Raw genomic sequence first — 23,443 nt, 5'->3', positions numbered from 1 at the left:
TCCTCCAAGGGGTTGCGGTTCTTTTTTATTCGACACCATTTGTCCTTACTCACTATATACCGCTAAAGCTCGGCAAATATTTCTCTTCGTATGCACTCACCGCACGGTGGGTGCATTTTATGCTCAGGGCGAAAGACGGAGACTTTTTCATCTCCGACTGGCTGCGAAACCGAAACACAGTTGAATTTCTCGGGATATGGGAACAGATCCACAACCCGGATTTTAATTATGGCGAATTCGCCGCAATTAGAAGTCAGGCTGGTTTGAACAGCTACAAGCTCAGCGTCAAAGAGTGGGTTGAAAAGACCCATGCAATTGGACTGCGGGCAAAGGCCGGAAGATATGGCGGTACATATGCCTACAAAGACATTGCCTTTGAGTTCGGCATGTGGATCAGCCCTGAGTTCAAAATCTATCTGATCAAGGAATTTGAGCGGCTCAAGGCCGAGGAAATGAAACAGCTTGGCTGGGACATCAAGCGAAACCTGGCTAAGATCAATTACCGCATCCACACGGACGCTATCAAGGAGAACCTGATCCCGCCGGAGCTTTCCGCAAAGCAGGTTTCCATGGTGTATGCCAGTGAAGCCGATGTGTTGAACATGGCTCTGTTCGGCATGACTGCAAAGCAGTGGCGGGACAGCCAACCGGACCTGAAAGGAAATATTCGCGACTATGCCAATGTCTCTCAGCTGGTCTGCCTGTCCAATCTGGAGAACCTGAATGCGGTGTTCATCAATGAGGGGATGTCTCAGGCCGAACGGCTGACAAAACTCAATGCCATCGCTATAAGCCAGATGGAGATCCTGACTCAAGATCACCGAATCGAAGCTCTGGAGGCTCATAGCGAAGAACTATCTCCTGTGGAGTAAAAAATAATAGGCAAGACGTTTGCGAGTGGGCGAAGGCCGTTGCATCTATAGTGTTGCGATGTTCCAAGAAGAAGGACACGCTTAAGCGTGTCCTTCCAGCCTGTCGAAAAAGTCCAGCAAAAGCTGGGCTTTTTCATTTAGATGAGATAAGATAGAGGTGGAGGTGAGGGAGATGCTGGAACGTGGAAAAAAAGATCGTGATGTAATAGAGATTGTAGGAATAGACAGCCTGGTACCGAAAGATCACCTGCTTCGGAAAATAGATCAGGCAGTGGATTTCGACCGTATATACGAAATGGTGAAGCCGTTGTATAGCGAGGACAACGGCAGACCAAGCGTAGACCCCGTGGTGCTGATCAAAATGGTACTGATCCAGCATCTGTACGGATTGCCGTCCCTTCGGCGGACGGCAGAAGAAGTAGGCTTAAATGTAGCATACCGCTGGTTTTTGGGGTATACATTACAAGAGGAAACGCCCCACTATTCCACGGTGAGCTATAACTTCCGGCACCGTTTTACCGAGGAGACCGTAGACCAGGTATTCCACTGGATTCTGGAGGAAGCGGCGGAAGCGGGCTACCTTTCTCCTAAGGCGGTATTTATTGACGGCACACACATCAAAGCCAGCGCGAACACCAAGAAGAAGGTCAAGGTCCAGATCCCGGTGGTATCCAGGCACTATGCCAAGGAACTGATGGAAGAGGTAAACGCAGACCGGGAGATCCATGGCAAGAAACCCTTTGACGATGATGACGAGCCACCGGCTCCGGCAAAGAAGCCCAGAGACAATACCTCCAAGAAGAAGCTGGCCCGGCGGAAGAAGGAGAAGCTGCGTACGGTGACCCGGAGCGTAACCGATCCAGACAGTGGCTTGTTTGTAAAGGGAGACCACAAGCGGCAGTTTGCCTATGAAGCCCACACCGCCTGTGACGAGCATGGATTCGTTCTGGAGACAGTAATTACCCCTGGAAATGTACATGACAGTGTGGCATTTGATGAAGTCTATGACCGTGTGACAGCGGATTTCCCGGAAGTGGAGACGATCGTTGCCGATTCCGCCTATAAGACCCCGCATATCTGCAAAAAGGTGTTTGAAGACGGATGTGTGCTGTCCACCGCTTATAAGCGGCCTCAGACCATGAAGGGCGGTCACGAGTGGTGGAAGTATGTGTATGACGAGTACTATGACTGCGTGCTCTGCCCGGAGTACCAGGCATTGGCCTACCATACCACCAACCGGGATGGCTACCGGGAATACAGGAGTGATCCCAGCATCTGCGTCAACTGCCCCACCCGCCATCTGTGCACCCATTCCAAAGACTGCGTAAAAAAAGTACAGCGACACATCTGGAGAGACTATGAGGAGTTGGCGGACGACGCACGCTATACACCAAAATACCGGCAACTCTACAAGCGGCGTAAGGAAACCATTGAACGGGTCTTTGCCGACGCCAAGGAAAAACACGCTATGCGTTATACCCAGTACAGAGGCTTGGCCCAAGTGTCCAACTGGGTGAAGCTTAAATTTGCTGCCATGAATCTGAAAAAACTGGCCAAGTGGTTGTGGAAGGAGAAGCTTTCTCCATTCACGCTTGTACTTCTTTGGCCTCTATATGCCAGAAACCCGGCTTATGCTTCATGCATAAACCGGGTTTCTCGACAGGCTGGAAGGACACGCTTAAGCGTGTCCTTCTTTTTTAGTCATATATGGATTAGTAAAAACCTCGAGCCGTTACGGCTCGAGGTTTTTTTCTTCTCTATGAAATGTAAGTAAAGAGGACCTTTTGACAGATAGTTTGTGGTATACAAAGAAATTCTTTGCATCGGTGTATGAGAACGTACATCATCCGGCCCTGTGCGCCTATGGGTAGGAGGTGATACTATGATTCCGTTTGATAACCGGTATATTCCCGTTGACGGTGCAATGCTGGCTGGACCTATGAGCTGTTGCTACAGGTGATTTGATATGTGCATGGATAAAAAAGACGGTGGAGACTCCGTCAGATAAGGAGGACAAATCTATGAGCAAATCCATTGTATGCCTGGACCCAGGCCACGGGCCGGGGTGTGTCAACGGCTCCTCGGACGGGAGCTACAAGGAATGTGAATTTACCTGGGACTTGTACACCCGACTGCGGCCTCTGCTGGAGGCACAGGGCATCATCGTGGTAGGCACCCGTAAGCAGGAGAGCGACTATCCCGGTCTCAGCGCCCGGGCCTCGGTGAGCAACCGGGCGGGGGCGGACCTGTTCGTCTCCCTTCACTCCAACGCCGCCGGGAGTTCTGCCCGGGGGTTTGTGGCCTTCACCTCCGCGCCCCCGGAGACGGCAGCGCGGAATAAGCTGGCGGCCGCCATCATCAACCGCGTCCACGCCGCCGGCGTGGTGCTGTGGGGCAGCGGTCTGGCCCATGAGATGTACACGGTGCTGGCCTCCACCACCGCCCCGGCGGTGCTGCTGGAGTACGGCTTCCACACCAACGCTCAGGACCTGGCCCTGCTGAAGGACGCCGCCTACCGGGACAAGCTGGCCCGGGCCACCTGCGCCGGGATCTGCGACTATCTGGGCCTGGAGGTCAAGGAGCCGGATCAGGAGAGCGGACAGCCCAATGAGCCGGACAGCTGGGCCAGGGAGGCATGGAGCAAGGCGGCTGCCGCCGGGATCTTCGACGGCACCCGGCCCAGGGACCAGCTGACCCGGCAGGAGGCCGCCGTGGTGCTGGACCGGCTGGGGCTGCTGCCCGGGAAAGGAGCCTGACATGGAGCACATCAATTCCTTCAAGGCGGCAGTGGCCGCCGTGTGCGCCGCTCTCACCGCCCTGTGGGGCTGGTTCGGCTGGGTGGTGGTGGCCTGGATCGTGTTTATGCTTATCGACTACGCCACCGGCTCCGCCGCCGCCCTGCGGGCGGGGGAGTGGTCCAGCAAGACCGCCCGGGACGGGATCTGGCACAAGCTGGGCAGCGTGGTGGCTGTCATTGTGGCGGCCGTTTTAGACATGGTCATTGGCCGCCTGCTGGCCCATGTGCCGGGGATGGAGCTGCCCTTCACTTACACAGTGCTGCTCTGCCCCCTGGTGGTGATCTGGTACATCCTTACCGAGGCAGGGAGCATCATTGAGAACGCCGGAGCCCTGGGCGCGCCCATTCCGGCGTGGCTCACCAAAATGATTGCGGCATTGGAGTCCAAAGTAGATCAGGCGGGGGACAACCTGGAAAATTGAATACCGGATAGAAATGCCCTGTGGGCGCCGAGATAAAGGCGCCCACAGGGCATTTTTAGTGCAGGAGATGAAAGGGTCAGGCCTTGGCCAGCTGACGGCGGAACAGGGTGCGGAAGATCAACCGGACCAGAGGACCGCAGTAGAGCAGCTGCCAAATCAGTGCCATGGGCATATTGCAGCCGAAGGTGTGGACCCAGGCGCCGAAGCTGGGCTCCTTGAACAGCAGGGTGGCAATCAGGCTCATGGTGGGGCACATGATGCACACGATCATGGTGGAGATGGCGTAGGTAATGAACTGAGGGCGGTCGGTGGGCCGCATGAAGGAAAAGGCCAGTCTGGTGGCCAGCTTTTCTACCACAAAGAACTCCAGCAGGAAGGCGATGGGCGCCATGATGGGCAGCTCATGAAGGGCCAGCAGGAAGGTCTGATTGGTAACGCCGCCGGTATTGAGAGCTACGTTGTAGACGATCATACCGTATACCATGATAACGGCCATGATAATGGTAAAGATCACATTTTGCAGTTTTGTTTTAGGCATTTGGGGTCTCCTCTCCAAACAGTTTGGACAGCAACAAAAAAGGAAAGCAACGAAACGCCCGTCTCGTTACTTTCCTTCACTGCGACTGCCTATTATAGGTTCATTTTAGCATTTTTAAAAGGCTTTCGTAAGCGTTTTTTTGCAGGCAGAGCACACAAAAATGTCTCAACGTGAGCGCTCCTTTTGTCCAAGGTGCATGGTTGACAGCAAAAGGAAATCGCGCTAAAATATTTGTATACAAATTGTTTGGAACAAAACTGTTTGGGGGAGGAGCCATATGGACCGCAGCTTCCACTATCTGTTGATGGCGACGCAATCGCTGTTTCAGCGTAGCGTGATGGCGGAACTGAACGGGTCTGGCCTGACGGCCGGCCAGCCCAAAGTGCTGGACTACTTGGGCCGCCACGACGGCAGCGTACAGAAGGCGATTGCGGCCGGATGCCAGATCGACCCGGCCACGCTGACCGGGTTGCTCAACCGCATGGAGGAAAAGGGCCTGATCCGGCGCTGCAATGAGGATGGCAACCGGCGGTCCCTCCACGTCTATCTGACAGAGCAGGGATGGGCCAAACAGAGAGAGGTGCGCCAGACCATGGAGCGGCAGTCGGAGGTAGTACAGGCCGGACTGAGCGAGGAACAGCGGGCTCAACTGCTGGACTGCCTCTACAAGGTGTGCGCGAATATGACCGATATGGAGGGTTTGCAGTGAGCAAAGCAGAGCTGGTCCGGAGATATGTGTTGTTTTTATTCGGACTGTTCGTCAATTCTCTGGGGATCGCCCTGACCACCAGAGCCAACCTGGGCACGTCGCCCATTACCAGCGTCCCCTATGTGCTGAGCATTCGGTTTCCCCTGTCATTGGGGATGTTTACCCTGTTTTTCAGCCTGCTGTTGATTGCCATTCAGCTGATTATCCTGGGGAAGCGTTTTCCCAAGCAGTTTTTGCTTCAGCTGCCGGTGATCCCTATCTTTTCTGTATTTATCGACCTGTCCATGGCGCTGTTCTGGTTTGTGGACCCCCAGACCTATCCCGCTAAAGTCTGCTCGCTGCTGCTGGGCTGCCTGGTGCTGGGTTTTGGTGTGTTCATCGAGGTGGCGGCCAATGTGGTCATGCTGCCGGGCGAGTGTACAGTAAAGGCCATCTCCACTCGCTGGAACACCAACTTTGGAAAGACCAAGGTGGCGGTGGATGTGACTATGGCGGCCACGGCGGCGGTGCTGGGGTTGCTGCTGTTCCACACCCTGACCGGAGTTCGGGAGGGTACCTTCATTTCCGCTCTGCTGGTGGGGACCATTGCAAGGCTGTTTGGCCGCCTGATCGGAGCACCGGTGCAGGCATTGCTGAGGAGCCGTCAGTTGTCTCAAGCCTAAATACAAAAAATGTCCGGCCATACTGTTGAGCAACAGCATGGCCGGACGTTTTTCTTTTTAAAATAGAAGGTTTCAGCGGCTCCAGTCCCGGCTGCGGCCCACTGCCTTGTGCCAGCCGGCCAGCAGCCGCTCCCGCTCCGGGGCGATCATACGGGGCTCAAAGGCGGTATCGCACATCCACAGGTGGCGAATCTCGTCGGTGTCCTGCCACACATGGGCAGCCAGACCGGCCAGGTAGGCCGCGCCCAGGGCGGTGGTCTCCCGGATGGCGGGACGGCGCACCTCACGATCAATGATATCGGCTTGGAACTGCATCAGGAACTGGTCCCGGCTGGCGCCGCCATCGGCCTTCAGCTGGGTGAGAGGTACACCGGTGTCTGACTCCATGGCGTGAACCAGATCGGCTACCTGGTAGGCGATGGATTCCTGGGCGGCCCGGATGATGTGCTCCCGGCGGGTGCCGCGGGTCAAGCCCACCAGAGTGCCCCGGGCGTACATATCCCAGTAGGGGGCGCCCAGGCCGGTGAAGGCGGGCACCAGGTACACCCCGCCGTTGTCGGCGACCTTCTGGGCGTAATACTCCGCGTCTCGGCTCTCGGTGAAGAAACGCATCTCGTCCCGCAGCCACTGGATCACCGCTCCGCCCACAAAGACGGAGCCCTCCAGAGCGTATTGGACGCCGCCGTCCCGGCCCACGGCAATGGTAGTGATAAGGCCGTTGCGGCTCTCACAGGGGACCGAGCCGGTGTTCATAAGCAGAAAACAGCCGGTGCCGTAGGTGTTTTTGGCGTCGCCGGGCTCAAAGCAGGTCTGACCGAACAGAGCGGCCTGCTGGTCGCCAGCAATACCGGCGATGGGCACCTTGACGCCCTGGATCTCGGTATAGCCGTAGATCTCGCTGGAGGAGCGCACTTCGGGCAGCATGGCCTTGGGAATATCCAGGGCGTGGAGCAGGGTGTCGTCCCAGCACAGCTTATGGATATCGTAGAGCATGGTGCGGGAGGCGTTGGTCACGTCGGTGACGTGGGCTGCCCCGCCGGTGAGCTTCCACAGCAGCCAGGTGTCCACCGTACCGAAGAGAATCTCGCCCCGGCGGGCCTTCTCCCGGGCTCCCTCCACATGATCCAGCATCCATTTGATCTTGGTGGCGGAGAAGTAGGCATCGGGGATCAGGCCGGTGGTTTTGCGGATGTGGTCCCCCAGACCGTCAGCCATCAGCTGATCCACAATGCCGGCGGTGCGGCGGCACTGCCACACGATGGCGTTGCAGATGGGGCGGCCGGTGACCTTGTCCCACAAAATGGTGGTCTCCCGCTGGTTGGTGATGCCGGTGGCGGCGATCTTGGCCGGGTCCACCCCCGACTGGGCGATGACCTCCATCATCACCGCGTACTGGGAGGACCAGATCTCCATGGCGTCGTGCTCCACCCAGCCCTCCTGGGGATAGATCTGGGTAAATTCCTTCTGGCTGATGCCGATGATGTTCTGCTCCCCGTCAAAGAGAATGGCCCGGGAACTGGTGGTACCCTGATCCAGGGACAGGATATACTTTTCCATAACAATGCCTCCCGATATTCCGCAGCGCTGCGGTCACAGATCGCGTGTGGCTACAAAGGAAACGCCGGTGCCGCAGACGTTGGGCACCACGATGTCGCCGGTATGAATCGGTGCGGTCAGCTCCACCCCGTCCAGACAACGGACCGCCTGCATGATCAGCGCCTTAGGAATGGGCGCGTCTGTCTTGACCGGGCAGCGGGGATGGGCCCCGCCGGTGCAGCGGACGGTGGAGGTGACCACCCGTGTGGGATGAGTCAGCTCCATTTTACCATATTCTTCGCCCCGTGGACAGCCATTTCCGGTTACCCGGTAATCCTGTTCCTCGTCGACCTTCAGGTGGCAGCCCTTGGGGCAGACAATGCAGATCAGTTCTTTCATTTGGACTCCACCTCCTGAATGGATACGGTAATGGCTTCCGAGGCCCGCTCCAGCAGGACCTTAGGCAGAACGATGTGCTCCATCTCACCGGGGGCCAGATGCTCCCGGGGGAATCGGGCAATGAGAGTATCCCCCGACTTGACAAGGATCTGACTGTCCCCACAGATCCGGTTGACCCGGAAGAAAAGGTCACAATTTTTTGCCACCCGGTTGGGCCGGATGTGCTGGGGTACGGTGTAGGTCACGCCGTCGCCGGTGTGTACCTCCAGCGCGGCGGGATCGGAGGGGGCTGAGCCCAGGACGTAGTCTGCCGCAGCCGCGCCTGCCCGCTGGCTCTCGGCGGTAACAAAGTCCACCAGATCATGGACGTGGGCCACGTTGCCGCAGGCAAACACGCCGGGGAGGGAGGTCTCCATATTCTCATAGACCACCGCCCCATTGGTGCGGGGATCGATGGCGATGCCCGCCTGGCGGGTCAGCTCATTTTCCGGGATCAGGCCCACCGACAGCAGCAGGGTATCGCAGTCGAATACCATCTCGGTGCCGGGGATGGGCTGGCGGCGTTCATCCACCTTGGAAACCACCACCTGCTCCACCCGGTCCCGGCCGCGGATGTCGGTGACGGTGTGGGAGAGGTAGAGGGGGATGTCGTAGTCATGGAGACACTGGACGATGTTCCGGTTCAGACCGCCGGAGTAGGGCATGACCTCCACGCAGGCCAGCACTTTGGCACCCTCCAGAGTCATGCGGCGGGCCATGATGAGGCCGATGTCGCCGCTGCCCAAGATGACCACCCGTCGTCCCGGCAGCCAGCCCTCCATGTTGACGTATCGCTGGGCCGCTCCGGCGGTAAAGACGCCGGCGGGCCGCTGACCGGGGATGGCGATGGCGCCCCGGGTACGCTCCCGGCAGCCCATGGCCAGGATGATGGCCTTGGCCTCTTCAATGCGATAGCCGGTATCTTTGCCCACCATATGGACCTGCCGGTTCTCTGTGACGGTGAGCACCATGGTGTCCAGCCGCACCTCCACGCCGGTGTCCTCCAGCATCTTGATAAACCGTCCGGCGTATTCCGGTCCGGTGAGTTCCTCTTTAAAATAATGCAAGCCAAAGCCGTTGTGGATGCACTGGTTCAGGATGCCGCCCAGTTCCTTGTCCCGCTCCACAATGAGGATATGCTTCAGGCCCTTCTCCCAGGCGGCACAGGCGGCTGCCAGCCCAGCCGGGCCGCCGCCGATTACGATCAGATCATACATGGTCATTGCCTCCCTTCGTCTGGCTTGCCAGCAGCCAGCTGCCCGCTTTATCCTGTACAATGGTGCCGGGACTGACCTGCTGCTCCCGGGCCAGGATCTCCACCACCCGGGGCCCGCAGAAGCCGCCCTGGCACCGGCCCATGCCGGCGCCCACCCGGCGCTTTACCCCGTCCACCGAGCGGGGCGGGATGGGACTGCGGAGGGCGTCCAGAATCTCGCCCTCAGTAACGGTCTCACACCGGCAGATGACACGGCCGTAGGTCGGGTCCTGCTCCACCAGCCGTGCCTTTTCCGCTGGAGACAGGTCATGAAAGCGGACCCGTCGGCGCTGACAGCAGTAGGTCTGCTTTTCTTCCAGCACCAGCCCGTCCCGCTTCAGCAGCTGGACGGCGTATTCCGCGATGGCGGGGGCGGCGGTGAGACCGGGGGAGCAGATGCCCGCCAGATCCAGAAAGCCGGGGGCAGCCAGTTCGATGATAAAATCTCCCCGGTCGGTGGAGGCCCGCACGCCGGCAAAGTTGCGGATGGACTCCCGGAAGTTCACCGAGGGCACCGACTTGAGGGCGGTGCTCCGCACATAGGCCAGTCCGTCGGCGGTGGTACCCACATCGTCGTCGGGCACCGGGTCGGCGTTGGGCCCCACGATCAGGTTGCCGTGGACGGTGGGGGCCACCAGCACGCCCTTGCCGCTGGGACCGGGGCACTGGAAGATCACATGGCCCACCCGGTCCCCCTCGCTCTTGTCCAGCAGGAAATACTGACCCCGGGAGGGGTGGATGGTAAAGCTGGCGGGAGCCGCCATCTCATGGATGGTCTGGGCGGACACACCAGCGGCGTTGATCACATATCGGCTGCGGAAATCACCCTGATTGGTGTGGACCAGCCAGCCGTCCTCCAGCCGTTCCAGACCGGTGACGGCGGTGTCCAGCCGGAGGTCGGCGCCGTTGCGTACGGCGGTCTCTGCCAGAGCCAGGCAGTATTCCCAGGGGGAACAGATGGCGGCGGTAGGGGCCCAGAGCGCGGCGGTTACCTGGGAGGACAGGTTGGGGTCCATGGCCCTGGCCTGGTCGCCAGTGAGCACTTCCAAGCCGGGCACGCCGTTGTCCTGGCCACGCTGCTGGAGAGCACGGAGGGTGGCCTCCTCCTCCGGGGAAAAGGCCAGCACGAAGGAGCCGCACTGCCGGTAGGGTACGTCCAGCTTGGCACACAGTTCTTTTGCCAGGGCGGCACCCCGTACGTTGAGTTTGGCCATAAGCGTGCCAGGCTCGGGGTCATATCCGGCATGGAGAATGGCGGAGTTTGCCTTGGTGGTGCCGTCGGCTACGTCGTTTTCCCGCTCCAGAACAGCTACGTTCAGACGATAGCGGGAGAACTGGAAGGCGGCCGCCGCGCCGGTAATGCCGCAGCCAATAATGAGAACGTCATACATAATAAAACCTCCTGGCATGAAACTTCATACGCCAAGAGCGCACCACGAAAACGGGCAAAGGCTTGTGGCGCATGAAGTTTATGAGCATATGGACCGTCCCGGCCCATGCGCTTTGATTTTATGGCCGTGCCGCTGAAAGCGGCACATGGCCAATTTTGCTATGCTTTTTCATAGCAAAAAAGAGCAAAACAAAGCCGCCCCGGCGGGGTAGCTTTGTTTCACTCTCATACTCTGGAAACAACAGTATCTGATTTTACATGGCCCAGACGGCGGGGTTGGTAGAGGAAACCGCCACCGCTCCGGCGCCCAGGGCGCCTGTTACATCCTCCTTATCGGAGATCAGACCGCCGGCGATGATGGGCTTTCCGGTGGTCTGGCACAGCTGCCGGATGATCTTGGGCATCAGGCCGGGCAGTACCTCCACTAAGTCAGCGGATTCCTGGGAGAAGTGGCGCTCCACGTTCTTCAGGGCCATGGAGTCCAGCAAAAAGACCCGCTGGATGGCCACCAGCCCCAGTTCTCTGGCCCGCTTGGTAAGGGCGGCCTTGGTGGAGATCACACCGTCGGCGGCGGTATACCGGGCAATAAAGTCGGCGGAGATCTCCCGGGCGGATAGTCCGTCGATGAGATCCAGATGGACAAAGGCCTTCTTATCTGCCTGATGGATGCGGGCTACCTTTTCGCCGATGGTCAGGATATCACCATAGAGCAGAAAAAGAACGGCCACATCACTTTCCAGCGCGGGCTCCAGTCCGGCGTCGTCCTTTACCGCGGCGATAACCGGCCCATCGGCCAGCAGCTCCAGTAAGCTTGTGCAATTCATGGTCATCGCCTCGTTTCGGCTCCCATACAGCGGGAGGACATAAAAATGCGCAAAGCAACCGCTGGCTGCCTTGCGCACTCTATCACTCTTCTGCACAGAGGACAGTTTCATAATAACAGGCTGAAACCAGAAATGCAAGAGAGGAGGCGGGAAAAATCAAATTTTGCAGAGAGAACCAAAATTGATATGCCCAGTTTATACAAAACTGACAAAAAATATCTAGACTACTTGACAGTCACTCGTGCATCTGGTATGTTGAAAACGGCTTTAGTACAGTAACTTAATTTGATATGCGCATGAGTGATTGAGAAGCGCGACTGTCGGAAGGACGGTCGTGCTTTTTATATATCGGTACAGTACTCAAAGCGGGAAATATGATTTGGAGGGGGTCAACACAATGAAAAAGGGAGAAACAAGAAAATTGTTTGGCAAGCATAAAGCCCTACGGTGGCTTTGTATTGCCCTGGTACTGATAATAATCAGCGGTATTGGCGCAAGCGCATTTGAAAGCAGTGGGTACACAGTATCTGTAAAGGATTATAAGATGACATGGGCAGAGATGGCGCTGGAGACACAGAAAAATGCAGAAGCATATGGGAAAGATGTGATAGTTACATATGACGGCTCAAATGGCTCCACAGACATGACGGCCTCCACTAAGCAGCTTAGTTTCAAGCTTCTGGTGCCGGGAAATGCGTCAACAGATCATCCGGCACCTGGGATTGTCAGCGTTCACGGTTTTTACAACAACAAAGAGATGCAGGATGCCTATTATGTGGAGCTTGCCCGGCGGGGATATGTTGTGGCGGTTCTTGATATGGCCGGGCACGGCAGCAGCGATGTGACCTTTGATCCGTCCGCCAATATTATAACAGCAACAGACAACAGTGGTATGGAGCCCGTTTTGGAGTGGCTTATGTCTCAACCCTATGTGGATGAAAGCAATATGGGGATTACGGGGCACTCTCAGGGTGGACGTACGTGCGGCTGGCTGATGCAGCATCTTATGCGAGCTGGCCATGGGGATTACGTTAAGGCCTATCTGGGACAAGCAAATTCTGCTGGACTGACCGCTGTTCTGGATGAATTTGGTGCCTTTCCAGAGACCCTAGTTTCGGGTACTATTATGTGCCAATATGATGAATTCAGTATTGTACGCGATAACTCCTATGACTACCTTCATACGGATCAGGCCAAGACCCTGGTTCGGGCCTCGTATCCAGATTTTCAGGATGATGCCGTTGTAGCAGGACAGTTCTACACCGAAGCTGGGCCTGTGTCGGTGAATTTTGAAGACGGAGAAACACTGGGCACACAAGCATCCGTAATTTATTGGCCGGATATCATTCATCCGTGGGCACATTTTTCGAGCAGGTGTGTTGGATATGCGGTAGAATTTTTCTACTCTTCTCTGGGGATTCCTGATGGAGCGGAAGTCATACCTGCCGGCAATCAGATCTGGCAATGGAAAGAGTTTTTTAATCTGATAGGTTTAATCGGATTCTTCCTGCTGATTGTACCTGCCGTGGATCTCCTGCTGTCGGTACCTGTATTTAAATCCTTGAAAAAAGGAACCACCCATGTGGACGAGAGACTGCCGAAATATAGGGGTGCTAAAGTCATTATCCCGTTTTGGGTGTGCGGGATTTTGATGACGGCAATAACGGCTATCATCTTCCAACCCATTTTCTCAGGATATCGATTCGGCAATAACATATTCCCACCCAGCCAACTTTATCCGCAAACATCAACAAACACCATCGGAATGTGGACAGCCGCGTGCGGCGTGGTAGGTCTTGTACTCCTGCTTGTTTTCTGGGGTGTCCGGGCGCTGCTCAATCGAAAAAACGAGAATTATTGGGAGGCTCCCTTTGCACCAGCGGACCTGTCTAGCGTAAGAGAATTCTTTAAGGCTGCTCTGCTTGCGCTGACGGTAATTGCCTGCCTCTACCTGATTGTAAACCTGCATTACATGATCTGGGGAACAGATTTCAGAATCTGGGTTATGGCTGTTATGCCCTTTGAATTTGCCAAGATAGGAACAATTGTTCGTTATTTACCATTCTTTGTGTTCTTCTATCTGGTGAATGCGCTTTGTAATGCAAATAACCGATTTAAGGGGATGGCGGAGTGGAAATCCATGACATTGACGTGCCTGTTTAATGTTCTGGGTCTGATTGTAATCGTCGCACTTCAGTATTACAGTATGGTTGCTACAGGGCAGCAGGCTGTATGGATGTTTGAGGATTCCAGCGTTATGTTTGCAGTCAGCGCTTCTCTGGGATATATTCTCCTGTTCCCCATTATTCCTATGCTGATTATTACCAATATCATTGGCCGTAGGATCTATTTGCGGACGGGGAGTATTTGGGTAGGCGGACTTTTAAACGGTATGCTATGCACCATCATTATCTGCGCCAATACCTTTACCCAGTATAATTATGTATTGACGTAACCTCTGCGGCTACATTTTACAATGGGCTGGGGTGGAATCAATCAATATTTGCTTTTGCACAAACGGGGACCGCACACTAGTGTGCGGTCCCCGTTTGTATGAAGACGATTATTTTTTTGCGGATACCTCTTCTGTCTTATCCTTTGGCAGAATGAGACTGAGCAGCAGGGAGACCACGAACACGCCGGCCACGGCGTTGCCGTTGAAGATGTCGCCCACGGCGGAGGGGAAGGCGGCAAAGAAGTTGCCGGAGGTCTGGGTCAGGCCAATGCCGATGCAGAAGGAGAGGGAGACGATGATCATGGTGCGGTCGTTGAACACGCACTCCTTGAGCATCTTGATGCCCTCATACATGATGGAGCCGAACATCATGACGGTGCAGCCGCCCAGTACCGACTGGGGCAGGGAATTGAAGAAGGCGCCCAGCGGGGGGAAGAGGGAGGCCAGAATCAGAATGAGGGCGCCCATCAGGATGGTAAAGCGGTTGATCACGCCGGTCATGGTCACCAGGCCTACGTTCTGACTGAAGGAGGTGAGGGGCAGACAGCCAAAGCAGCCGGAGATGGAGCTGGAGAAGCCGTCTACCGCCAGGGAGCCCTGGAGCTCCTCAATCTTCAGGTCACGTCCCAGCGCTCCCTGGGCCACGGCAGCGGTGGCGCCGGTGGTCTCCGCAGCGGAGACCAGGAACACAATGGCGATGGTAAAGAAAGCGCCGATGTCAAAAACAGGGGTATGGCTGGTGAAGAACACCAGCTTGGGCAGGCTGAAGAAGCCCACTTCGCCGATGGTCTTCTGGATGCCGGAGAAGTCCACCATAGGGGCCACTCCCGTCACAGTCAGAATAGCGGAGGCCAGATAGCCCACGATCAGACCCACCAGGATGTTCAGGTTCTTATAGACGCCCTTCAGGCAGTAGCGGGACACCAGACACACCACTAGGGTAAAGGTACCGATAGCCAGATGGTACCAGGCGCCAAAGTCGGCCACGCCATTGCCGCCGCCCCAGGAGTCCATGCCCACCGACAACAGAGACAGACCGATGGCGATGACCACGCAGGCAGACACCACGGGGGTGAGGAAGCGCTTCCAATACTTTGCGCTCAAACCTACCAGGCCCTCGAAGATACCGCCTAAGATGACGGCACCCACCATACCTTCATAGCCCAGAGCGGGATTGGTGCAGATCATGAGCAGGCTGCCCAGGAAGGTGAAGCTGACACCCATGACGATGGGCAGCTTGGAGCCGATCTTCCAGATGGGATAGAGCTGTAAACAGGTGCCGATGCCGGCGGCGAACATAGCGCACTGGAGCAGTTGGGTGATCTCCGCGGGAGTGAGATGGGAATCCGTTCCCCGCACGACGGCGGCGCTGCACACGATGAGCACCGGCGCCAGGTTGGCTACAAACATGGCCAGAACGTGCTGCAGGCCAAAGGGGATGGCCTTGGACAGGGGGACCCGCCCGTTCAGTCGGTAGATGTTGTCTTCACTGACGGTTTTGACTTGTGCTTCCTTGTTTTCCATCCTTGACACCTCACTTGCAAAATAAAAAATAATTATTTCAAATACATATTTTTTTGCACAAAAGGGTGTAAAAAACCCCTTCGGTCTGAGGCCGAACTGTTTCAGAAACGTTATGGCAAATCAACAGGACCGAAGGGGCGCAACATAGGAATCAGGGGATACCTGGCTTTGGGACAATAGGATTACACGGCGTCGGCCTCGGCATTTTTGCCCAGGCGGCGAAGCATGGTCTTTTTCACCGCCCGGAAAATGTTCTCATATCCGGTGCACCGGCACAGGTGGCCAGACATGAGCTTGCGGATCTCATCATCGGAGTACTCCCTGCCGGACTCCAGGATCTCGGCGGCGCTCATGATGAAGCCGGGGGTGCAGAACCCGCACTGGACGGCAGCCTCGTCGATGAAGGCCTGCTGGATGTCGGAGATCTCACCGTTGGGACCGGCCAGCCCCTCCAGGGTGAGGATCTCCTTGCCGTCGGCCCACACCGCCAGATAGATGCAGGAGTTGAAGCACTCCCCATTGACCAGCACATTGCAGGCGCCGCACTCGCCAACCTCGCAGCCCTTTTTGACGCTGGTGAGCCGGTAGTCGTCCCGCAGCATATCGGTGAGGGAGGCCCGCACGTCGATCATCTTCTCCACCTGCTTGCCGTTGATGGTGCAGCGGACCAGTTTATACTGATTACTCATGGATCACACCTCCTGCCAGACGAATGGATTCGGTCAGGGCCCGCTCGGCCAGTGCCACGGCAATGTGCTGGCGGAAGTCCTTGGCGGCTCGCCAGCTGTCACGGGGATTGATGTCCTCCAGCACGGTTTGGGCAAAGGCCTTGATCTCTGCCTTGGTGGTGGGCTTGCCTTTGGCATATGCCTCAGCGGTGACAGCCCGCATGGGAACCGGTCCCGCCACGCCGTAGGCGATACGGACGTCCTCCATGGTGCTCTTGTCCGCCGACAGCTTCACATTCACCGAGCAGCCGGTAGTGGCAATGTCCATGGCGTTGCGCATGGCGTACTTGATGTAATGGCCCTCGTAGCCCTCATAGGCGGCCTTGGGGATGACAATGGCGGTCTGGAGTTCGCCGGGGCGCAGGTCTACCTGACCGGCCTTGATGTAGAAGTCCTGGATGGGGATGCGCCGCACGCCCTCCGGTCCGGTGATCTCGATGATGGCGTCCCAGGCGAACAGGGTGGAGGCCGAGTCGGCGGAGGTGACGCCGTTACAGGTGTTGCCGCCGATGGTGCCGATGTTGCGGATCTGGGGGCCGCCCACCTGGTCCACCGCCTGACCCAGCACATTGATGTGGGCCTGGATGATGGGGTCCTTGGTGATGTGGGAGAAGCTGGTGAGGGAGCCGATGCGGATGGCGCCGTCCTCCTCAAAGGACACCCCCCGCAGTTCGTCCAGACCATAGATGCTGACCAGCTCCTTGCCGGCCCGCTTGCCCTCCCGGATCTGGACCAGCACGTCACTGCCGCCGGCAATGATCTGAGCCTCGGGGTGTTCCAGCAGCAGCTGGACGGCATGAACTACGCTCTCTGCCTCGTAAAGGGCTTTGATATCATACATGGCCGGGAGCCTCCTTTCAAATCAGTCCCTCTTCCTTGAAACGGCGGAAGAGGATATGGGGATTGACGGGCGCCTCGTTCACAAAGACGCCGGTGGCCTGATAGACGGCGTTGCGGATGGCGGGAGCCACCGAGCAGGTGGGCGGTTCGCCCAGGGCCTTGGTGCCGAAGGCGCTGGTGGGCTCGGGATTCTCCACGAAGAAGGCCCGCAGCCGGGGGTGATCCATAAAGGTGGACAGCTTGTAGTCCAGCAGGTTGTTATTCAGAGCCTTGCCGCTCTTGGGATCGAAAAGCAGCTTCTCCGACAGGCCGAAGCCGATGCCCATGCTCATGCCGCCGTGGACCTGGGCCTCCGCCAGGGCGGGGTTGATGATGGTGCCCGCGTCGTGGACGTTGACCAGATCCAGCAGCTTCACCTTGCACATGGGGATATCCACCTCCACCTCGGCGAAGGTACAGCCGAAGGAGTAGGCGTTGGATTTGATCTGGGCGGTGCTCTCAGCGGTGAGGTGCTGGCTGTGGGTCAGGCTGTACAGGGCCTCGGTGGCCAGGTCGCCCAGGGTCATCAGCACCCGGCCGTCGGTGACGCGGACGATATTGCCGTCGATGATGTCCAGGTTGTAGGGAGGCATCCGGGTCAGCTCATGGGCATAATTGAGGATACGCTCTTTCAGAAGAGAGCCGGTCTGCCGGATGGCAAAGCCGGCGGTATAGGTCTGGCGGGAGGCGTAAGCGCCGGTGCCGAAGGGGGTGACGTCGGTATCCTGGCAGGAGACCACATGGACCTTTTCCAGGGGAACGCCCACCACGTCGGCGGTCATCTGTGAGAAGGCGGTATCGGCACCCTGGCCGATCTCAGTTTCGCCCACCTGGACCTGGAGGGAGCCGTCCTGGTTGAGAACCATCCGGCAGGAGGAGGTCTCCAGAGAGATGGGCCACACAGCGGTGTTGTACCAGAACACTGCCATGCCGATGCCCCGGCGGATGTCGCCGGTCTGGTTCTGATAGGCCTCATATTTCCGCAGATAGTCGGTGACCTCCATGCCCTTGTCCATACACTGATTGAAGGTGTCGGCGTACAGCTCGTTTTTGGAGAAAGGATCGGTATAGCCCACCGGCATCAGGTTCTTCCGCCGGAAGGCGATGGGGTCCATACCCAGCTTGGCGGCAACCTCCTCAGTGTGGCACTCGGCGGCCCACATGGCCTGGGGAATGCCGTAGCCCCGCATGGCGCCGGCCACCGATTTGTTGGTAAAGACGGTGTAGGCGTCCACCTCCACGTTGTCGCAGGGGTAGAGCTGGGGGAAGGCGCCGGCGCCCTTGGCGCAGATGCTGTGGCCGTGGGAGGCGTAGGCACCCTGATCGGAGAAGGCCTCCAGCTTGCGGGCGGCGTAGGTGCCGTCGGGCCGCACCCAGGAGATGATGTGGCTGCGGATGGCGTGGCGCACCCGGGTGGAGACGAAGGTGTCCTCACGGGGCACATCCAGCTTCACCAGGTGGCCGCCCAGCTGCATACACAGCCAGGCGCACAGGGGTTCGTAGAGCACATCCTGCTTGTTGCCGAAGCCGCCGCCGATGTAGGGCTTGATAACCTGGATCTTGCCCCACTCGATGCCCAGAGCCTGGCCCACCACCCGGCGGACGATGTGGGGGATCTGAGTGGAGGTGACGATCTTGATCCGGTCGCCGTTCATCTCCGCGTAGCAGATGAAATTTTCAATGTGGCAGTGCTGGACGGTGGGGGTCTCGTACCAGCCCTCCACCTTGATGAGGCCGGGTTCCTTGATGGCCTCCTCGTAGTTGCCCTTGCGGATGGTGGTGTGCTTGAGGATGTTGTTGGGGTAGGCTTCGTGGAGCTGGGGGGCGCCATCTTTCATGGCGTCCAGAACGTCCAGTACGAAGGGGTACTCCTCATACTCCACTTTGATGGCCCGGAGTGCCTGGGCGGCGGACACCTCGTCCTCCGCCACCACCGCGGCGATGTCGTCGCCGTAGAAGCGGACCCGCTCGGTCAGTACCAGCCGGTCGGCCACATCCTGGTGGCTCTCGTCGGTGGACCAGGGGTGTCCGGCAGTGGGGAAGTAGTGATTCTCCTTCAGGTCAAAGCAGGTAAAGACCTTGACCACGCCGGGGATGGCTTCCGCCGCGGAAGTGTCGATGGACTTCACCCGGCCGTTTGCGATGGTGGCGTGCAGGACCTGGGCCACATAGGCGCCCTTGTCGCACAGATCGTCGGTATATTTGGTGCGCCCGATGACCTTGTCATAGGCGTCCACACGGGTGGCTTTCTTTCCTACATACATGGCGCGTTCCTCCTGTCTGTCAGTTGATTGTCTGGGCCTGGATTCAGCCGTTGACGTGATGCTCGATGTGGGATTTCATGCGTCGGTAACCGTCCTCGGTGATGATGATTTTGCCTCGCTGGACCCGGATCAGGCCAAGCTCTTCCAACTTTTGAATGCTGCGGTCCAGGGTCTTGACGGAAAAGCCAATCTCGTCCGAGATCTGAGCCCTGGTCTGCTTCAGCTCCAGTTGCTGGGGTGTAGGGATACGCTGCTCGAATTTGCGGATCAGATGGACCATCAGCCGATCCTTGCCCTCCATAAAGAGATACTTCCGGGCCTCGGCGGTCTGGGTGATGAGACGGCGCATATTCTCCTGGGTCCGCAGAAAGAGGGCGTCCACGTCCATCCGCATCCAGTCCATATAGGCGTCTGCCGGAATGGAGAGCACCCGGCATTTGGTGGATGCCACAATGCTGATGCGGTACTGAGGCAGTCCGGCGAAACACTCGATTTCGCCAAAGAAGTCCCCCGGCCCGAAATCCTTGAAGGAATAGGGCCGCTCGTGCATGGGCCACTCCACGCCGGTCACCTTGCCGGAGAGGATCACAAAGATATGAGTACACTCTGTGCCGGCCTTAATAAAGGTCCGGTCTGCCTCTATATCGATCAGGGTCATGTAGTATTTGACTTCTTCGGTACAGTTCCGGAACAGAAACTCCATGTAGCTTCGTTTCTGTGGAGGGAGCTCCTTAAAAATATCCACAAGACTGCACCTCCTTGGTTGTATTATATCGTTACATTCCTACAAAAGAAAAGGTCATGTGTCTTATTTTTTTATTTTTTCTGTGAAAGCGGTCAAATTGCCTTTGGAGGTCTCCGGGAATGTGGATGAAACCGTACCCATCTGTTGAGGAAAGAATGGGGCGGTGCACGTGGGACTTCCCGAAAACGGGAGGAGAGGGTAACATTGACAAACAAAAAATGAAATGATACAATGAGTTTAATTTCCGGGACCTTTCGTTTTGCAAAGGAGACTGGTATATGGATGGGACCTTTGTCGAGATGCAGATGCAGCGGAAGACCGCTGTGGAATTGCGCAGTGACAAAGGCCCTTTTTCGTTGGGGGAGGGTTTGGTATGAAGCGGATCTGGCTGGTGGGGATGCTGCTGCTGGCAGCGGTAATGCTGTCTGGCTGCCGGGAGGAACTGCCCGACATTGACAATAGTACCATTGACTTTTCCACCTCGGAGTACAAACATATCACCAACGGCGGCGTCACCGAGGATGAGAAACTGCCCTACAATATAGACGCAATCACCGGCGCCACTTTGACGGTGGAGGGACCGGGGGTGGTGTCCTCCACGCCTCTGTCCATCCGGGAACTGGAGAACCGGACGGAGGGCCTTTTCCGGGGGGCCTACGAGGACAGCAGCGGCGTGCGGATCTACGAGGGCGTGGACCTGTATACTGTGCTCTATGAGATGACGGGCGGGGACAGCGGCATTTTCCTCACCGATACCGCCACCCATGTGGAACTGAAGGACTGCAACCGCAACACCCTGGCCGTCATTCCGCTGGACCAGGTGGCCCAGGCCAGCCAGGAGGGCCGTCCCATCCTGCTGGCCTACGGGGTGGGCAAGACCGACGGTTCCCTGGCTGCCCCCTTTGTCTTTGACGCCAAGGCGGAGGGGGAGCACTCCCTGGGCTATGTGGAGGAGCTGGACAACGAGGACGGCTGCCTCCGGCTGGTGTACGATCTGGATCGGTGGGAGGCGGAGGGGGACTATAAGACCTTCTCCAACGTGGCCTACCTCTATGTCCGGGAGGGGGAGGAGCCGGGCTACAAGCACGACGGCGGCCCCTACGGCAGCGCCGACTACGGAGAGTACATCCTCACCTTCCGGGGCGACGCCCTGGGGGCGGAGCTGGACCTGACGGTGTCCCAGCTGGAGACCCTGGTGCGCTACGATGAGAATGGGCAGCCCCAGGAGGGCGGACTGGGCTGGCGGGATAGCTACAGCCTGGCCAACAGCGCCTACTGGTATGTGAACGAGTATGAGGGGCTGGACCTGTACCGGCTGCTGTGCTACCTGGGCATGGACAGTGCCGAGGAGCTGGGGCGGGCGGAGTCCCGCACCACCATCGTTACCTTCCAGGCTGCCGACGGCCGTCTGTCCCCCGAGTCCTTCTCGGTGGAGGCCCTGTCCTACCCGGACGCCTTCGGCTTCTACAACAAAAACGCTGCCGACCCCGGGGACGGCAGCTATGTGCCCACCAATGCCGATTTGGTGGATACCGGCTACCCGGTGCTGCTGGCCTACGGCGTCAACCGCTACCCCTACACCGTGGACCGGGGGGACGAGGGCTACCTGTCCGGCCTGGCCAACAGCGGCGGCCCCATGCGGGTGGTGTTCGGGAAGACCCAGTACAACCATGCCAACGGCTCCAACCAGGTGCAATATGTGAGCCAGGTCATCGTGGGAGAGGACGTACTCTATCAGACCCACCTGTACGCAGACGACCCGGACTGCCGTGCCCTGGCGGAGGAATCCGTCCGGCTGGAGGTGGTGGACGAGGCAGGCAAGCAGCTGCTGGAGCGCACCCTGACGGTGGGCCAGGTGGAAAACCTGGTCTACGGCGAGGGGGCGGACCGGGCTTCCGCGTCGGTAAAGGACCGCTATCAGCGGCCTGACCAGCACGACCAGTCCGATGTTTATGAGGGCGTGAGCTTGGAATACCTGCTGATGGACTACGCCGGTCTGCCTGGAACGGTGGGAACAGTTACCTTCTCCGGCGGCGGGGAGGAGGTCACCGTGTCTCTGGAGGACCTGTTCCTGCCCGGCTATAACAGCGCCACCGGCAAGAGCGGTCTGCTGCCCATGCTGGCCTTTGCCAAGAACGGCGCGCCCCTAGTGGGGGCGGCGGGGGACGGGGGCTACACCGAGAGCCTGCCCCTGTATCCCACGGACAGCCAGGACCCGGCCACCTACTGGGTGGACAACCAGGGCGGCCCGCTGACGGTGCTCCTGCCCGCCCAGGGAGAGGAGGAGGCACGGCAGATCTGCGGGGTTACCTCCATTCGGGTGGAGCTGGAGCCGGACCCATACGCTCATCTGGAGGGGGAGGCCGCCGCTCTGGCGGACCGGACCGTGACCCTGTCCGGCCCCGGCCTGACCCAGGAGCTGACCCTCACCGTGGCGGAGCTGGAGAGTCGCCAGACCCAGGCCAAGACCATGGATTTCAGTCTGTTGGATCAGGACGGCCTGACCCAGCAGCGGTACCGGGGCATCCCCGTGTATCAGCTGCTCACCGAGGCGGGACTGTGCAACAACGCCGGGGAGGTGACGGTAACCTCTGCTGACGGCACCAGCGTCACCCTACCCCTGTCCCTGCTGAAGGGCGTCAATTACACCAACTACGCCGCTCCGGAGAAGCAGCCGGTGTGCGCTCTGCTGGCCTATGGTACCGGTCCGGTGGACGGACAGGGGGGAGCCCCTCTGACGGAGGAGACCGGCGGTCCCCTGAAACTGGTGGTGCCCATGGACGGGGAGGACGCGGAAAACGGGGAACTGTGGGTGGAGAATGTGGTGTCCATCCAGGTGTCGGCCAACCAGGTGGATACCTGGAGCCACGCCATGAGCGATGTGTACAGCGAGTTTTTGGACGACACCATGACTCTCACCATCCGCAACGACGACCACGAGTGGACCCGGGACTATACAGTGGAACAGCTGGAGGCCATGGACAGCCTTATCGTCCGGGACGACTACGCCGTGCTGGAGCTGGGCACCTGCGAGGGTATCGACCTGTGGGGGCTGGTGCTCCAGGAGGCGGGGAATGTGCCCGGCATTGATCAGCCGGTGTCGGTGACGGCCTATGCCTCCGACGGCTATAAAAACGACCTGCTCAGCGTCTTTGCCATGGACGGACTGGAGCAGGGGGTGCTGGACCCGGAGGGCCAGCGGAAGAAAATCATCATTGCCTACGCCATCAACGGCGCCCCCCTGGTGGACGAGGAGAGCCACGAGGGCTATACCGGCACCGCGGGCAACAGCAGCGGGCCCCTGCGCATCATTGCCGAGACGGTGCAGGGGGCGTCGGTGAAGTATTTCAACAAGCTGGTGGTGACGGTGCCGGGCAGCGGCCCCATCGGGTAAGGAGGGAGCGG

The 23,443-nt window shown here is 58.3% G+C and carries 20 protein-coding genes; 9 read left to right on the top strand and 11 right to left on the bottom strand.

Translation table 11 applies throughout. The annotated features are described in order from the left end of the window. Nucleotides 1-56: 56 nt before the first annotated feature. From B5G42_RS12740 to B5G42_RS12725, 4 genes are all read left to right on the top strand, one after another. The gene (locus B5G42_RS12740) at nucleotides 57-872 is read left to right on the top strand and encodes a KilA-N domain-containing protein (RefSeq protein ID WP_242961221.1); all 816 of its coding nucleotides are present in this window, start codon (nucleotides 57-59) and stop codon (nucleotides 870-872) included. 172 nt (nucleotides 873-1,044) lie between these two features. Next, nucleotides 1,045-2,646, top strand: a complete 1,602-nt coding sequence (locus tag B5G42_RS12735; protein WP_087271072.1) for an IS1182 family transposase — start codon at nucleotides 1,045-1,047, stop codon at nucleotides 2,644-2,646. A 247-nt stretch (nucleotides 2,647-2,893) separates the two neighbouring features. Then, the gene (locus B5G42_RS12730; protein ID WP_087271069.1) at nucleotides 2,894-3,628 is read left to right on the top strand and encodes an N-acetylmuramoyl-L-alanine amidase family protein; all 735 of its coding nucleotides are present in this window, start codon (nucleotides 2,894-2,896) and stop codon (nucleotides 3,626-3,628) included. A 1-nt stretch (nucleotide 3,629) separates the two neighbouring features. Beyond that, nucleotides 3,630-4,091, top strand: a complete 462-nt coding sequence (locus B5G42_RS12725) for a phage holin family protein (protein ID WP_087271066.1) — start codon at nucleotides 3,630-3,632, stop codon at nucleotides 4,089-4,091. 76 nt (nucleotides 4,092-4,167) lie between these two features. On the opposite strand, the gene B5G42_RS12720 is transcribed toward B5G42_RS12725, so the two are convergent. Further along, complete coding sequence (locus tag B5G42_RS12720) at nucleotides 4,168-4,629, bottom strand: DUF2798 domain-containing protein (RefSeq protein WP_087271063.1); 462 nt, start codon at nucleotides 4,627-4,629, stop codon at nucleotides 4,168-4,170. Nucleotides 4,630-4,906: 277 nt separating this feature from the next. Between B5G42_RS12720 and B5G42_RS12715 the strand changes: the two genes are divergently transcribed. Then, complete coding sequence (locus B5G42_RS12715) at nucleotides 4,907-5,338, top strand: MarR family winged helix-turn-helix transcriptional regulator (protein WP_087187540.1); 432 nt, start codon at nucleotides 4,907-4,909, stop codon at nucleotides 5,336-5,338. Further along, nucleotides 5,335-6,000, top strand: coding sequence for a YczE/YyaS/YitT family protein (locus B5G42_RS12710; RefSeq protein ID WP_242955317.1), 666 nt, complete (start codon nucleotides 5,335-5,337; stop codon nucleotides 5,998-6,000). Before B5G42_RS12715 ends, B5G42_RS12710 begins: the two co-directional genes overlap by 4 nt. Nucleotides 6,001-6,072: 72 nt before the next feature. Here the strand turns inward: B5G42_RS12710 and glpK are convergent, their stop codons facing one another. The 5 genes from glpK to B5G42_RS12685 all read right to left on the bottom strand — a co-directional run bounded on the left by glpK (nucleotide 6,073) and on the right by B5G42_RS12685 (nucleotide 11,443). After that, nucleotides 6,073-7,557 carry a glycerol kinase GlpK gene (gene glpK / locus B5G42_RS12705; protein ID WP_206406191.1) on the bottom strand — a complete coding sequence of 495 codons (1,485 nt, stop codon included), beginning with the start codon at nucleotides 7,555-7,557 and terminating at the stop codon, nucleotides 6,073-6,075. Nucleotides 7,558-7,590: 33 nt separating this feature from the next. Next, nucleotides 7,591-7,935, bottom strand: coding sequence for a DUF1667 domain-containing protein (locus B5G42_RS12700; protein ID WP_087271059.1), 345 nt, complete (start codon nucleotides 7,933-7,935; stop codon nucleotides 7,591-7,593). After that, complete coding sequence (locus B5G42_RS12695; protein WP_087271056.1) at nucleotides 7,932-9,191, bottom strand: NAD(P)/FAD-dependent oxidoreductase; 1,260 nt, start codon at nucleotides 9,189-9,191, stop codon at nucleotides 7,932-7,934. Before B5G42_RS12695 ends, B5G42_RS12700 begins: the two co-directional genes overlap by 4 nt. Beyond that, nucleotides 9,184-10,620 carry an NAD(P)/FAD-dependent oxidoreductase gene (locus B5G42_RS12690; RefSeq protein WP_087271053.1) on the bottom strand — a complete coding sequence of 479 codons (1,437 nt, stop codon included), beginning with the start codon at nucleotides 10,618-10,620 and terminating at the stop codon, nucleotides 9,184-9,186. Before B5G42_RS12690 ends, B5G42_RS12695 begins: the two co-directional genes overlap by 8 nt. A 253-nt stretch (nucleotides 10,621-10,873) precedes the next feature. Next, nucleotides 10,874-11,443 carry a glycerol-3-phosphate responsive antiterminator gene (locus B5G42_RS12685; RefSeq protein WP_087271051.1) on the bottom strand — a complete coding sequence of 190 codons (570 nt, stop codon included), beginning with the start codon at nucleotides 11,441-11,443 and terminating at the stop codon, nucleotides 10,874-10,876. Nucleotides 11,444-11,488: 45 nt separating this feature from the next. On the opposite strand from B5G42_RS12685, the gene B5G42_RS12680 reads away from it, so the two are divergent. Next, a complete protein-coding gene (locus B5G42_RS12680) occupies nucleotides 11,489-11,722 on the top strand; it encodes a hypothetical protein (protein WP_087271048.1) in 234 nt (77 codons plus the stop codon). A 118-nt stretch (nucleotides 11,723-11,840) separates the two neighbouring features. Continuing rightward, a complete protein-coding gene (locus B5G42_RS12675) occupies nucleotides 11,841-13,898 on the top strand; it encodes an alpha/beta hydrolase family protein (protein WP_087271044.1) in 2,058 nt (685 codons plus the stop codon). Nucleotides 13,899-14,006: 108 nt separating this feature from the next. Here the strand turns inward: B5G42_RS12675 and B5G42_RS12670 are convergent, their stop codons facing one another. The 5 genes from B5G42_RS12670 to B5G42_RS12650 all read right to left on the bottom strand — a co-directional run bounded on the left by B5G42_RS12670 (nucleotide 14,007) and on the right by B5G42_RS12650 (nucleotide 20,038). Beyond that, entirely contained in the window at nucleotides 14,007-15,422 is a 1,416-nt protein-coding gene (locus B5G42_RS12670) for a uracil-xanthine permease family protein (RefSeq protein ID WP_087271041.1), read from the bottom strand. Between the two features lie 182 nt (nucleotides 15,423-15,604). Beyond that, a complete protein-coding gene (gene xdhC / locus B5G42_RS12665; protein WP_087187530.1) occupies nucleotides 15,605-16,111 on the bottom strand; it encodes a xanthine dehydrogenase subunit XdhC in 507 nt (168 codons plus the stop codon). Beyond that, the gene (xdhB, locus tag B5G42_RS12660; RefSeq protein WP_087187529.1) at nucleotides 16,104-16,991 is read right to left on the bottom strand and encodes a xanthine dehydrogenase subunit XdhB; all 888 of its coding nucleotides are present in this window, start codon (nucleotides 16,989-16,991) and stop codon (nucleotides 16,104-16,106) included. Before xdhB ends, xdhC begins: the two co-directional genes overlap by 8 nt. 16 nt (nucleotides 16,992-17,007) lie before the next feature. Continuing rightward, a complete protein-coding gene (gene xdhA / locus B5G42_RS12655; protein ID WP_087271037.1) occupies nucleotides 17,008-19,293 on the bottom strand; it encodes a xanthine dehydrogenase subunit XdhA in 2,286 nt (761 codons plus the stop codon). Nucleotides 19,294-19,336: 43 nt separating this feature from the next. Beyond that, entirely contained in the window at nucleotides 19,337-20,038 is a 702-nt protein-coding gene (locus B5G42_RS12650) for a Crp/Fnr family transcriptional regulator (protein WP_087187527.1), read from the bottom strand. A 373-nt stretch (nucleotides 20,039-20,411) separates the two neighbouring features. On the opposite strand from B5G42_RS12650, the gene B5G42_RS12645 reads away from it, so the two are divergent. Further along, entirely contained in the window at nucleotides 20,412-23,432 is a 3,021-nt protein-coding gene (locus B5G42_RS12645; RefSeq protein ID WP_087271034.1) for a molybdopterin-dependent oxidoreductase, read from the top strand. Nucleotides 23,433-23,443 lie beyond the last annotated feature (11 nt).

Source organism: Flavonifractor sp. An91 (assembly GCF_002159225.1).
GTDB lineage: Bacteria > Bacillota > Clostridia > Oscillospirales > Oscillospiraceae > Flavonifractor > Flavonifractor avicola.
This window is presented reverse-complemented; position numbering and strand designations above follow the sequence as displayed.